Source organism: Lysobacter sp. DMC97, assembly GCF_056313745.1.
This window is the reverse complement of record NZ_JBQUZR010000003.1, coordinates 435,249-448,990: the sequence shown is the minus strand read 5'-3', so window position 1 is coordinate 448,990 and position 13,742 is coordinate 435,249. Positions and strand designations below refer to the sequence as shown.

The window sequence follows — 13,742 nt, the reverse complement described above, 5'->3', positions numbered from 1 at the left end:
TCGGCACTGCGCCCGTGTTTGCGCGCCCATCGCTTGAATACGATTGTAGCGGGCTCGCCGCGGAGGCAGGCGACTCCTAAGCTTCGGCAGCTTCAGCGGCGGGGTTGTCGAATGCGACCCCGCATCCCGGGCCCGTGCGGCTCCGAGCGGAGACCCCGCGATGCATCCAGTTCCGACCCGCGCGCCGCGCACCGACCTCGTGACGCTGCAGGCTGCCCTGCGCACCGCCCTCGCCCGGGCCGACGCCGCCGCCGGCCACGCCCCCGCGACCCGCCGCGCGCTGCGCGCCGCCGCGGACGTCTGCCGCGAGGCGCTGGCCGCACGCTGGTCCCGGACCCAGGCGGAGGACGCGCAGCGCGATCCGTCGCAGCGCCGGGTGCATTACCTGTCGATGGAATTCCTGATGGGCCGCGCCCTGCGCAACGCGCTGGCGGCGCTGGGGCTGGAAGACGTCGTCGCCGAAACGCTGTCCGGCCATGGCGTGTCGCTGGGCGACGTGCTGGAGGCCGAGCCCGATGCCGCACTCGGCAACGGCGGCCTCGGCCGCCTCGCCGCCTGCTTCCTCGATTCCTTCGCCGAGACCGGCCTCGCCTCGTTCGGCTACGGCCTGCGCTACCGCTACGGCATGTTCGCGCAGGGCACCGAGGACGGCCGCCAGGTCGAGCGTCCCGACGACTGGCTGCGCCACGGCGCGCTGTGGGACACCGAGCGCCCGGACATCGAATACGTGGTCGGCTTCGGTGGCCGGGTCGAACCCGACGGCATCGGCGGCCGCCGCTGGCAGCCGGCCGAACGCGTCGTCGCCCGTGCCTTCGACTTCATCGTGCCCGCGCACCACGGCGATCGCGTGTCGACGCTGCGCCAGTGGCAGGCCAGCGCCGAGGCGCCGATCGACTTCGCCGCGTTCTGCCGCGGCGACCACGCCGGCGCCGCGCGCCACCAGCTCGCCGCCGACGCGCTGAACTGGGTGCTCTATCCCGACGACAGCACCGACGCCGGCCGCGCGCTGCGCCTGAAGCAGGAAGCGCTGCTGGTCAGCGCGTCGCTGCAGGACCTGATCGCCCGCCATCTCGCCGAAGGCCGTCCGCTGGACACGCTGGGCCGCGGCAATGCGATCCACCTCAACGACACGCATCCGGCGCTGGCCCCGGCCGAGCTGATGCGGCTGCTGGTCGACGAACACCGGCTGGGCTGGGACGAGGCCTGGGCGATCACCCGCCAGGCGGTGTCGTACACCAACCACACGCTGATGCCCGAGGCGCTGGAGACGTGGCCGCTGGCGCTGTTCGAGGCACTGCTGCCGCGGCACCTCGAAATCATCTACCGCCTCAACCACGAGTTCCTCACCGACGTGCGCGCGCGCCATCCCGGCGACGAGGCACTGGTGCGCAGCGTGTCGCTGATCGACGAAACGCAGGGCCGCCGGGTGAAGATGGCCGCGCTCGCGGTGCTGGCCTCGCACAAGGTCAACGGCGTGGCGAAGCTGCATTCGGACCTGATGGTCGACACCATCTTCGCCGACTTCGCGCGGCTGTTCCCCGAGCGCTTCCTCAACGTCACCAACGGCGTCACCCCGCGGCGCTGGCTGCAGCAGGCGAATCCCGGGCTGTCGACGCTGCTGGACGACGCCATCGGCACCGGCTGGCGTCGCCACCTCGGCGAACTCGCGACGCTGCGGCCGCTGGCAAGCGATCCGGGGCTCGGCGCGCGCTTCGCTGCGGTCAAGCGCGCGAACAAGCAGCGGCTGGTCGAACGCGTGCGCCGCGACCTCGGCATCGAGATCGATCCGGCGTCGCTGTTCGACGTGCAGATCAAGCGCATCCACGAGTACAAGCGGCAATTGCTGAACCTGCTGCACGTGGTCGCGCGCTGGCAGGCGATGCTGGCGCAGCCCGAAGGCCCCGACGGCCGCGGCTGGGTGCCGCGCACGGTCATCGTCGCCGGCAAGGCCGCGTCGGCCTACCAGACCGCGAAGCAGATCATCCGCCTCGCCCACGACATCGGCCGCGTGGTCAACGCCGACCCGCGCCTCGCCGGCAAGCTGAAGGTCGTGTTCCTGCCGAACTACGGCGTGAGTCTGGCGGAGACGATCATCCCCGCCGCCGACCTGTCCGAGCAGATCTCCACCGCCGGCACCGAGGCCTCGGGCACCGGCAACATGAAGTTCGCGATGAACGGCGCGCTGACCATCGGCACCTGGGACGGCGCGAACATCGAGATGGCGCAGGCCATCGGCGAGGACGACCTGTTCGTGTTCGGCCTGCGCACCGAGCGCGTGGCCGAACTGCGCGCGCTGGGCTACGACCCGCGCGCGATCGCCGGCACGAACGCGCAGCTGCGCGCGGTGCTCGACGCGATCGGCGGCGGCGCGTTCAGTCCCGGCGAGCCGGGCCGCTACCGCGCGCTGGTCGACGGCCTGCTGAATGCCGACCCGTACCTGCTGCTGGCCGACTTCGCCGACTACCTCGCCGCGCAGGCGCGCGTCGATGCGCTGTACCGCGACCCGGCCGCGTGGAACGCCTGCGCGCTGCGCAACGTCGCCGGCATGGGCTTCTTCTCCACCGACCGCACTGTGCGCGAATACGCCACGCAGGTCTGGGCCGCACCGGCACGCACGCCCGGGTGAGCATGCTCGGACAGGGGGACATCGCGGCACTGCTCGAGGCGCGACACCCGGATCCGTTCGCGGTGCTGGGCCTGCACGCCGACGACGCAGGCAAGCTGTGGCTCCGCGCGCTGCTGCCGGGCGCGGCGTCGGTCGAACTGGTCGACGTCGCGGGCGATCGCGCGCTGATCGATGTCCCGCATCTGCGCGACGGGCTGTTCGAGGCCCGCGTGCCGCTGCGGCGCAAGCGCTTCGACTATCGCCTCAAGGTGCGCTGGGCCAACGGCGACGAAGGCGTCTATGCCGATGCCTTCGCGTACGGCCCGCAGCTCGACGACACGCAGCTGGCGGATTTCCGCGACGGTCGCGAACTGCGGCCACAGCAGTTCCTGGGCGCGCATCCGGTCCGCGTCGGCGGCGTCGACGGTGTGCGCTTCGCGGTGTGGGCGCCGAACGCGCGTCGCGTCAGCGTGGTCGGCGGCTTCAATGCGTGGGACGGTCGCCGCCATCCGATGCGCCTGCGCCACACCGCCGGCGTGTGGGAAACCTTCATCCCGCACGCGGCGGCGGGCGATCTCTACAAGTTCGAACTCATCGGCGCCGACGGTGCGCTGCACGTGCGCGCCGATCCGTTCGCGCGCGCCGCCGAACTGCGCCCCGGCACCGCCAGCCGCGTCGCCGCGCCGATGCCTCCACACGCGCTGTCGCCGGAACGCGCCGCGGCCAACGATCGCCACGCGCCGATCAGCGTGTACGAAGTGCATCCGGGCTCGTGGCAGCGCGCGGACGACGGCGGCTTCCTCGACTGGGACACGCTGGCCGAACGCCTGCCGGCCTACGCCGCCGACCTCGGCTTCACCCACATCGAACTGCTGCCGGTCAGCGAGCATCCGTTCGACGCCTCGTGGGGCTACCAGACGCTGGGCATGTTCGCGCCGACTGCGCGCTTCGGCACGCCGGAAGGCTTCGCGCGCTTCGTCGACGCCTGCCACACGCACGGCCTCGGCGTGATCGTCGACTGGGTGCCTGCGCATTTCCCGAAGGACGCGCACGGCCTCGCCCGCTTCGACGGCACCGCGCTGTACGAATACGCCGATCCGCGCGAAGGCGAGCACCGCGACTGGGGCACGCTGATCTACAACTTCGGCCGCACCGAGGTGCGCGCGTTCCTCGTCGGCAGCGCGCTGCACTGGCTGGAGCAATTCGGCCTCGACGGCCTGCGCGTGGACGCGGTGGCGTCGATGCTCTATCGCGACTACTCGCGCAACGACGGCGAGTGGGTGCCCAACGCCTTCGGCGGCCGCGAGAACCTCGAAGCGATCTCGCTGCTGCAGACGATGAACGCGATGGTCGGAGGCGACGTGCCCGGCGCGATCACCGCCGCCGAGGAATCCACCAGTTTCCCCGGCGTGTCCGCACCCACGCACGTAGGCGGCCTCGGCTTCCATTTCAAATGGAACATGGGCTGGATGAACGACACGCTGCGCTACGTGCACGAGGATCCCGTGCACCGGCGCTGGCACCACGACCTGATGACCTTCGGCCTCGTGTATGCCTTCAGCGAGAACTTCATGCTGCCGCTGTCGCACGACGAAGTGGTGCACGGCAAGGGCTCGCTGCTGCAGAAGATGCCCGGCGACGACTGGCAGAAGTTCGCCACGCTGCGCGCCTACCTCGGCTTCATGTGGGGCCACCCGGGCAAGAAGCTGCTGTTCATGGGCCAGGAATTCGCGCAGCCCTACGAATGGCGCCACGACGAAGCGCTGCCGTGGCATCTGCTGGGCGACGCACGCCACGCCGGCATGCGCGACCTCGTGCGCGACCTCAACCGGCTGTATCGCGACACGCCGGCGCTGCATCGCCTCGACTGCGTCGCCGCCGGGTTCGAATGGCGCGTGGGCGACGATCGCGACCAGTCGGTGTTCGCGTGGCTGCGCCGCGACGGAAACGGCGGCATGGCGCTGGTGGTGTGCAACTTCACGCCGGTGCCGCGCAACGGCTATCGCGTGACGCTGCCCGACGACGCCCCCGCGCACTGGCGCGAGGCGCTCAACACCGATTCGCGCCACTACGGCGGCAGCGACCTCGGCAACGGCGCGTCGACGCTGCACGTCGACGCCGGCGCGCTGGCGCTGACCCTGCCGCCGCTGGCCACGCTGGTGCTGCTGCCGGCATGACCGCTTCCGCGCCCGCCATCGCCGCATCGAACGCGCTGCTGCCCGGCCGCGCGGCGCCGCTGGGCGCGCACGTGGTCGACGGCGGCGTGCACTTCGCGGTGTTCTCGCAGCGCGCCACCCTCATCGAACTGTGCGTGTTCGACGCCAGCGGCACGCAGGAACTGCAGCGCCATGCGATGCACGGCCCCGACGACGGCGTCTGGCACGGCCTGCTGCCCGATGCGGCGCCGGGCCTGCTCTACGGCTATCGTGCGCACGGCCGCTACGCGCCGGACGCCGGCGACCGCTTCAATCCGCACAAGCTGCTGCTCGATCCGCATGCGCGCGAGATCGCCGGGCGCTTCGAGTGGCGTGCCGAACACTTCGGCCACGTGCGCGGACATCCCGACGGCGCGCGCGTCGCCGACACCCGCGACAACGGCGCGTTCGCGCTGAAGGCCCGCGTGACCGCGCCCGATGCGCCCGCGCCGCGCCGGCCCGCGCAGCCGCGGCGTCCGGTCGCCGAGCACGTGCTGTACGAGCTGCACGTGAAGGGCTTCACGATGACGCTGCCCGGCGTGCCCGACGCACTGCGCGGCACGTTCGCCGGACTCGCGCATCCGGCGTCGATCGCGCACCTCAAGCGCCTGGGCGTGACCGCGCTGTCGCTGCTGCCGGTACAGCAGGCGCTGGACGAGCAGGGCCTGGTCGAGCGCGGGCTGACGAACTACTGGGGCTACAACACGCTCGGGTTCTTCTGCCCCGATCCGCGCCTCGCCGCGGACCGCAGCCCGGGCGGCGCCATCGCCGAATTCCGCGCGATGGTCGCGACGCTGCAGGCGGCGGGCTTCGAAGTGATCCTCGACGTGGTGTTCAACCACACCGCCGAAGGCGACGAACACGGGCCGACGCTGTCGTTCCGCGGGCTCGACAACGCCAGCTGGTATCGCCTGCTGCGCGACGACCGCGGCCGCAACGAGAACGTCACCGGCTGCGGCAACACCCTGCGCCTGATCCATCCGTACGTCACCCGGTTCGTGCTCGACTGCCTGCGCTACTGGGTCGAGGTGATGGGCGTGGACGGCTTCCGCTTCGACCTGGCGCCGGCGCTGGGCCGCACGCGCCACGGCTTCGATCCGACCGCGCCGTTCTGGGTCGCGCTGCGGCAGGATCCGATCCTCGCGCAGGTGCACCTGATCGCCGAACCCTGGGACGCCGGCCACGACGGCTACCAGCTCGGGCGCTTCCCGGGCCGCTTCCTCGAATGGAACGACCGCTTCCGGGACGCCGCGCGCGGCTACTGGCTGGGCGCCGACGGCAACGCGCCGGTCGGGCGCAGCGAATTCGCGCGCCGCTTCGTCGCTTCCAGCGACCTGTTCCACCACGGCCAGCGCGCACCGACCGCGAGCGTGAACTTCGTCGCCGCGCACGACGGCCGCACGCTGGCCGACGTGGTGACGTACCGCGAGAAGCACAACCTCGCCAACGGCGAGCAGAATCGCGACGGCCACGGCCACGAGGTCTGCGCGAACTTCGGCATCGAAGGCCCCGGCGACCACCCGCAGGTCGTCGAGACCCGCCGCCGCGTGCGCCGCGCGCTGCTCGCGACCGTGCTGCTGGCGCAGGGCACGCCGATGCTGCGCGCCGGCGACGAGTTCGGCGACAGCCAGCGCGGCAACAACAACGCCTACTGCCAGGACAACGCGCTCGGCTGGCTCGACTGGTCGAACGCCGGCACCGACGACGACATCAACTTCGTCGCGCACGTCATCGCGCTGCGTCGCGCCGATCCGCTGCTGCGCCATCCGCGCTGGTTCTCGACCACGCCCGCGGCGCACGAACCGGCGATCCACTGGCGTCGCCCCGACGGCGCGCCGATGGCCGTCGACGACTGGCACGACGCGCACGCGCAGGCATTCGCCTGCCGGCTCGCGCACGACGCCGCGTCGCCGCCGCGCTGGAGCCTGCTGTTCAATCCCGGCGCGCAGCCGGTGCGTTTCCGCCTGCCCGACGGGCCGTGGCGCGTCGCCGTCGACAGCGCCACGCCCGCCCATCACGGCCGCGAGGCGCGCACCGACGACGGCGCGCTCGAAATCCCGTCCCGCGCGCTGGTGCTGCTGCGGCATGCGTCCGCAGCGCATGCGCCCGCGCCGGACGACACGCCTTTCCAGGAGACTTCCCGATGATCGACCTCGAACAACGCGCGGCCGGCGTGCTGCTGCACGTCACCTCACTGCCCGGACCGCACGGCATCGGCGACTTCGGGCCGGACGCCTATCGCTTCGTCGACTGGCTGCAGACCGCCGGCCAGCGCATCTGGCAGTGGCTGCCGACCAATCCCATCGGCCCGGGCAACTCGCCGTACCAGAGCGTGTCGGCGTTCGCCGGCAGTCCGCTGATGGTGGCGCTGGAGCCGCTGGTCGCCGCGGGCTGGCTGGCCGCACCGGCGCTGCCGGCGGACGGCTTCGATCCGCAGCGCGTCGACTTCGGCAAGGTCATCGGCTGGCGCCAGGCGCAGCTGCGTGCCGCCCACGCTGGCTTCACCGCGAAGCGCGACGCGGCCGAGCACGCCGCGTTCGCCGACTACCGCCAAGCGCAGGCCGGCTGGCTCGACGACTACGCGCTGTTCATGGCGCTGGAGACCGCGCACGGCGGCCAGCCGTGGTGGCGGTGGCCGGCGCCGCTGCGCGACCGCGACGCCGCGGCGCTCGCCGCCGCGCGCACCGCGCAGGCCGGCGAGATCGCGTTCTGGTCGTTCGTGCAGTGGTGCTTCGACACCCAGGCGCTGGCGCTTAAGGCCTACGCCAACGACCGCGGCATCGCGATCATGGGCGACCTGCCGATCTTCATCGCGCACCACAGCGCCGACTGCTGGTCGCGGCCCGACCTCTACTCGCTGGACGACCAGTGCCAGCCGACCATCGTCGCCGGCTGCCCGCCGGATGCGATGGCGCCGACCGGCCAGCGCTGGGGCAATCCGCTGTATCGCTGGGACCGCATGGCCGCCGAGGATTTCGCGTGGTGGACCGCGCGCCTGCGCCGCGCGCTGGACCAGGCCGACGTGTTCCGCATCGACCATTTCCGCGGGTTCGCCGGCTATTACGAGATCCCCGCGAGCTGCCCCACCGCCGAGGAAGGCACGTGGGTGCCCGGCCCGGGCAAGGCGCTGTTCGACGCGATCGAACGCGTGCTCGGCCCGCTGCCGATCGTGGCCGAGGATCTCGGCTTCATCACGCAGGACGTGCACGACCTGCGCGACGCGCTGCGCTTCCCGGGCATGAAGATCCTGCAGTTCGGTTTCGGCACCGACGCCACTGACGAATACCTGCCGCACAACTGGGGCCGCCCGTTCGTCGCCTACACCGGCACCCACGACAACCACACCGCGCGCGGCTGGTGGGAGAGCGCTACCGCGCACGAACGCGCCTACGCGGGCAGCTACCTGCCCGCGAGCGACGGCGACATCCACTGGGCGATGATCCGCGCCTGCTGCAACTCGGTCGCCAACCTCGCCGTCTGCCAGTTGCAGGACGTGCTGGGCCTCGGCGGCGCGCACCGCATGAACGTGCCCGGCACCGTCGGCGACCACAACTGGAGCTGGCGTTTCACCTGGGACATGGTCGACGGCGAGGCCACCCGCGTGCTGGCGCTGATCACCGCCGCCAGCGGCCGCACGGATTTCGCGCTGGCGCGGCTGCCCTGACCGAAGCGCCCGGCGCCGACGGCGACGTTGGCGCCCGATGCGGTCTCCCGATCGCCCGTCCCGCGACTCGCGCGGGCCGGCCACCCGCGACCTCCGTCACGACCTCGTCGATGGCGCGGTTCGCGATGTCCGCTTGCCCCGCCGCATCGCGAATCCCCCGGAGGACGGGCGCGCAAGGCCACGCGCCGCGCGTCCGCCCGGGTCGGCGGACCACCGCCGATTCCCAAGACATCCACCACAAGGAATGCGTCATGCAGAAGGAAAACGCCCGTGTCCTCGGACGCACGCTCGCCGTCGAAGAAATGAAGAACGTGTCGGGGGCCGCCCCCACCACGACGCTCTGGGACACCACGACCAGGCTCGACCAGACCTCGCGACAGGAAGACAGCCTCACCCTCACCGACCTCTGAGCACGACTGTCGCCGATGCAACACCGCAAGGCGGGCGCCCGCCCGCCTTGAGTTCACCGCGTCCCCGCGCACCGGGTGGCAAGCGACATCCGGCCACGATGTCCGCTTCCGACGCCGGAGCGCGAATCTCCGCATGGGCGACCTGCGTGCGCCGACAGGCCATGCAGGCACCCGGACCGGCGGGGAATCGCCGGTTCCCACATAGCCACTGCACAAGGAATCGTCATGCACAAGGAAAACACCCGCGTCCTCGGGCGCGCGCTCGCCGTCGAGGAAATGAAGGACGTGTCGGGGGCCAAGCCCACGTCGCCTCTGGCCGACATCATCACCGGGCCAAGGGTCGACTCGACGTACCAGGAAGACAGCAACATCGACATGGACAATCCCCACACCTGAGACAGCCCCACCACCGCAGGACGGACACCCCCCCTGCGGTTTCGGGAACGCGCCCCCGGCATCCGACACTGCGCATCGCGCCGCCGATGCGCTAACGTCTGGGCTCCTTCCTTCCGGGACCTGCCTCGATGACGATCCTCATCGCGCTTGCCTTCCTCGCCCTCATCATCGTCATCGCGCGGGCCTCCAGGCGTTCCGGCGGATCGTCCTCGTCCTCCGCGTCCGAGCCGTGGTACGGCGACAGCAGCACAAGCACGACCTCCTCGTTCTCGGGCAGTGACGACACGCGCGCCGACAACACCGACGACTGCAACGTCACCGACGGCGACAGCGGCAGCTGCGATGCCGGCGGCGACAGCGGCGGCAGCGATGGCGGCGGAAGCAGCGACTGAAGCGCCCATGCACCACGCCGGACACTACCGCCCGATCCTCGACTTCCTCGCCGGCATCGGCATCCCGGTGGTCGAGGCCACGCTGCCGCCGGACAGCTTCCTGCCCGGCATCGTCATCCGCGACGGCGGGCTGCAGGTCGATCGCGACCGGCTGCAATGGCCCGGCGACCTGCTGCACGAGGCCGGACACCTCGCGGTGCTGCCGCCCGACCTGCGTGCACGCGCCAGCGACGACCTCGCCGACGAGCAGCACGTGCCGCACGCCGGCGAAACCGAGGCGATGGCCTGGGCGTGGGCGGCCGTGCACGCGATCGGGCTACCGCCCGAGGTCCTGATGCACGAAGGCGGCTACCACGGCCAGTCGGCGGCGGTGCTGCAGATGTACGCCTTCGGCATCGTGCCGGGCCTGCGCGGCCTGTGCGAAACCGGCATGACCGCGGCGCGCGGCTTCACCCCGGAGCCGGTCGGCATCCAGTATCCGCAGATGCTGCGGTGGCTGCGCGAATGAAGGAACTCGCGTAGGGCGGGCCTTGGCCCGCCATTGCGGCATCCACGATCGCACCGCCGAACGATCGAAGCGGTTTCGCTCATCGCAATCCTGACCGGACAGGTTGCGACGGCGGGCCAGGGCCCGCCCTATGTCGCCGATGTGGCGAACCGCGACGCGAACCGCTCCCGCAGCAGGTTCTTCTGCACCTTGCCCATCGTGTTGCGCGGCAGCTCCGGCAGCACTTCCAGCGCCTTCGGCTGCTTGTAGCGCGCGAGCTGCTCGCGCAGCACGGCGTCGATCGCGGCGAGGTCGATCTCCGCGCCCGGCTGCGGCACCAGCACGGCGAGCACCGCTTCGCCGAAATCCGGGTGCGGCACGCCGACCACCGCCGATTCGAGCACGCCGGGCATCTCGTCCAGCAGCAGCTCGACTTCCTTCGGATAGACGTTGAAGCCGCCAGTGATGATCAGGTCCTTCTGCCGGCCGACGAGCGTGAGGTAGCCGTCGTCGCCGAGCGTGCCAAGGTCGCCGGTGACGAAGAAGCCGTCGTCGCGGAACTCCTCGCGGGTCTTCTCGGGCAGGTTCCAGTAGCCGCGGAACACGTTCGGGCCGCGCACCTCGACCACGCCGGTCTCGCCCGCGGGCAGCGGCGCGCCGCTCGCGGGATCGCATACGCGCACGTCCACGCCCGGCAGCGCGGGCCCGACCGTGCCCGCGCGGCGGTCGCCCGCGTACGGGTTCGAGGTGATCATGTTGGTCTCGGTCATGCCGTAGCGTTCGAGGATGCGATGCCCGGTGCGCGCCTCGAACGCGAGGTGGGTCTCCGCCAGCAGCGGCGCCGAGCCCGAGACGAACAGGCGCATGTGCGCGACGAGGTCGCGGTCAAAGCGGGGGTCATCCAGCAACCGCGTGTAGAACGTCGGCACGCCCATCAGCACCGTCGCGCGCGGCAGCAGGCGCAGGATCGCCTCGAGGTCGAAGCCCGGCAGGAACACCATCGATGCGCCGCTCAGCAGCGACACGTTGCAGGCGACGAACAGGCCGTGGGTGTGGAAGATCGGCAGCGCGTGCAGCAGCACGTCGTCGGCCGTGAACCGCCACTCGCGCGCCAGCGCCTCGGCGTTCGACAGCAGGTTGCCGTGGCTGAGCATCGCGCCCTTCGAGCGCCCGGTGGTGCCGGAGGTGTAGAGCAGCGCGGCGAGGTCGTCGTCGGTGCGTTCCGCGACCTCGGTGCGATCCGGCTGCGCGTCGCAGCGCGTGCGGAAGTCGCCCTGCCCGCGCGCGTCGAGCGTCGCGAGCACGGCGCCGTGGCGAACCGCGATCGGCGCCAGCGCGTCGGCCTTCGCCGGATCGACCAGCAGCACCCGCGGCGTGGCGTCGCCGACGAAGTAGTCGATCTCCGCCGGGGTGTAGGCGGTGTTGAGCGGCAGGAACACCGCGCCGACGATGGCGGTGGCGCCGTAGAGCGCCAGCGCCTCCGGCGTCTTCGCCACCTGCGCCGCCACGCGATCGCCCGGGCCGACGCCCAGCGCACGCAGCGCACCGGCGGCGCGATGCGCCATCGCGAGGAAGGCCTCCCCGGACAGGGCGTCGCCGTCAGGACGGATCAGGAATGCGGCGGAGTTGCCCGACAGGGGCGCGAACAGTCGGTCGTGGAGCGGATTGGGCACGAGGGAAGTCCTGGATCAGACGATATCTGGATCAGACGATGTCACGACGAAACGCGACGCGCGTCATGCTAATCATTCCCGGATCACCGGGCCATGCCACCGGCACGAGACCAAAGTCGACGCACGATACCCGCGCTCACGCTTGAAAAGCGTGCACGAGATTGTTAACCATATCGAACACGGGCGATCGACGCGGTGAATCGAATTCACCGCACCGGTCGACAGGAGGCCCGCGACATGTCCCTCGCCGCCAACGGCGAGGGTGGGAACGGATTCCGGTGACGTCCGCGTCACCGTGTGCACGGCGTCTGACGCCGACAGGGGTGGCATGGACGCGATACCGAATCGACAGGGCCCCGACCAGGACGATCTCGTCTGCCACTGCGCCCACGTCGGCCGGGCGCAGATCAAGGCGGCCATCGCGACCGCGCCCGCGTCCACGCTGGAATCGCTGGGCAGCCAGCTCGGCTGCGGCGTGCATTGCGGCTGCTGCCGTCCGCTGCTGCAGGAAATGCTGGGCGGATCGCCGTGGTACGAGGTCGCCAACGCGACCCGCACGGTGCTCACCGACGGCAAGTTCCCGCAGCGGAACATCGTGCAGCTGGACCTGCAGCTCGCCGGCTATCCGCCCTACCCGCGCGCGAAACCGGCGCAGCACGTGGTGCTGCAGGCCTGGATCGACGAGACCTGGGTCACGCGCACCTACACGGTGGTGGACCAGTCCGAGGACGGCAATCGCGTCAGCATCGCGATGCGCCGCCTGCCCTACGGCGAGCTGACCACGCGCCTGCTCGACGCCGACGACGGCATCTTCGCGTCGATCCCGATGCGCATCGCGATCCCCGCCGGCGAGGCCGATCCCGCCGACGGCCGCCCGGTGGTCGCGTTCGTCGCGGGCGTCGGCGTGACCCTGGCGCTGTCGCTGCTGAGCGGCCGGCGCGCGGGACAACACCTGCACATCGACTACAGCGCCGCCTATCGCGGCGACATGGTCTACGCCGACCGGATCGAGTCCTCGGCGAGCAGCGATCCCGGGATCAGCTGCCACCTGCGCGCGGACGACGTCGACGGCTTCATCGACGACGCGGACGTGCGCGACACGGTGTCGCTGTTCCCCGGCGCACGCTTCTACGTGTGCGGCCCGGAGGTCTACACCCGCAACGTGGTCGAGGGCCTGCGCAAGGCGGGCGTGCCCGATGCGGACGTGCGCGTGGAGGCGTTCTTCCTCAAGAGCCGCATCCGCAAGCGCCGCAGCGTGCGCCAGCTGGCGTATGCGGCCGGCCTGGCGATCGCGTTCCTGCCGCTGCTGCTGCTGACGCCGGCGCTGGCGACGTTCGTGCCCAACGACGTGCACAACCCCGGGCACGAAAAGCTCGAATGCACCGATTGCCACCGCGACGCGCCCGGGTCGTTCCGGCAGCAGTTGCAGGCGAAGACCCGCCACCTGCTGGGCCTGCGCGAGGACGGCGCCGAGTTCGGCATGCACGCGGTGAACAACGGCACCTGCATCGGCTGCCACGACAACCCCGACGACCGCCATCCGGCGCACCGCTTCCTGGAACCTCGCTTCGAGGCCGCGCGCCGCGAGCTGGCGCCGCAGGACTGCGTCAGCTGCCATCGCGAGCACACCGGCACGCGCGTGAGCCGCAGCGACGGGCGCTTCTGCGCGACCTGCCACACCGACACCAAGGTCAAGGACGATCCGGCGAAGCCCACGCATGCGGTGCTGATCCACGACCTGCGCTGGGACACCTGCCTCGCCTGCCACGACTTCCACGGCAACCACCATCACGAGCCACCACACGATCTGAAGCAGGCACTCGCCCCCGCAACGATCGCCGCCTATCTGAAGACCGCCGCCTCGCCCTACGGCGAACGCACGGTCAAGGCCCGGACCCCGGAGACACGGCAATGACGCTG

The 13,742-nt window shown here is 71.3% G+C and carries 10 protein-coding genes; 9 read left to right on the top strand and 1 reads right to left on the bottom strand.

Features of this window, described 5'->3' with window-relative positions; translation table 11 throughout:
* Positions 1-160 precede the first annotated feature (160 nt).
* The 8 genes from ACT53Q_RS08190 (at position 161) to ACT53Q_RS08155 (ending at position 10,170) form a co-directional block, all read left to right on the top strand.
* Entirely contained in the window at positions 161-2,626 is a 2,466-nt protein-coding gene (locus ACT53Q_RS08190) for a glycogen/starch/alpha-glucan phosphorylase (RefSeq protein ID WP_476186164.1), read from the top strand.
* 2 nt (positions 2,627-2,628) lie between these two features.
* Entirely contained in the window at positions 2,629-4,782 is a 2,154-nt protein-coding gene (gene glgB / locus ACT53Q_RS08185) for a 1,4-alpha-glucan branching protein GlgB (RefSeq protein ID WP_476186163.1), read from the top strand.
* Positions 4,779-6,947 carry a glycogen debranching protein GlgX gene (gene glgX / locus ACT53Q_RS08180; RefSeq protein WP_476186162.1) on the top strand — a complete coding sequence of 723 codons (2,169 nt, stop codon included), beginning with the start codon at positions 4,779-4,781 and terminating at the stop codon, positions 6,945-6,947. Before glgB ends, glgX begins: the two co-directional genes overlap by 4 nt.
* Complete coding sequence (gene malQ / locus ACT53Q_RS08175; protein WP_476186161.1) at positions 6,944-8,464, top strand: 4-alpha-glucanotransferase; 1,521 nt, start codon at positions 6,944-6,946, stop codon at positions 8,462-8,464. Before glgX ends, malQ begins: the two co-directional genes overlap by 4 nt.
* 251 nt (positions 8,465-8,715) lie before the next feature.
* Positions 8,716-8,874, top strand: a complete 159-nt coding sequence (locus tag ACT53Q_RS08170; protein WP_476186160.1) for a hypothetical protein — start codon at positions 8,716-8,718, stop codon at positions 8,872-8,874.
* 225 nt (positions 8,875-9,099) lie between these two features.
* Positions 9,100-9,270, top strand: a complete 171-nt coding sequence (locus ACT53Q_RS08165) for a hypothetical protein (RefSeq protein WP_476186159.1) — start codon at positions 9,100-9,102, stop codon at positions 9,268-9,270.
* A 128-nt stretch (positions 9,271-9,398) separates the two neighbouring features.
* Complete coding sequence (locus tag ACT53Q_RS08160; RefSeq protein ID WP_476186158.1) at positions 9,399-9,662, top strand: hypothetical protein; 264 nt, start codon at positions 9,399-9,401, stop codon at positions 9,660-9,662.
* Between the two features lie 7 nt (positions 9,663-9,669).
* Positions 9,670-10,170, top strand: a complete 501-nt coding sequence (locus ACT53Q_RS08155; RefSeq protein WP_476186157.1) for a hypothetical protein — start codon at positions 9,670-9,672, stop codon at positions 10,168-10,170.
* A 128-nt stretch (positions 10,171-10,298) separates the two neighbouring features.
* On the opposite strand, the gene ACT53Q_RS08150 is transcribed toward ACT53Q_RS08155, so the two are convergent.
* Complete coding sequence (locus ACT53Q_RS08150; protein ID WP_476186156.1) at positions 10,299-11,822, bottom strand: malonate--CoA ligase; 1,524 nt, start codon at positions 11,820-11,822, stop codon at positions 10,299-10,301.
* A 328-nt stretch (positions 11,823-12,150) separates the two neighbouring features.
* Between ACT53Q_RS08150 and ACT53Q_RS08145 the strand changes: the two genes are divergently transcribed.
* Positions 12,151-13,737: a (2Fe-2S)-binding protein gene (locus tag ACT53Q_RS08145; RefSeq protein WP_476186155.1), complete on the top strand. Its 1,587-nt coding sequence runs from the start codon at positions 12,151-12,153 to the stop codon at positions 13,735-13,737.
* The last annotated feature ends 5 nt before the right edge of the window (positions 13,738-13,742 follow it).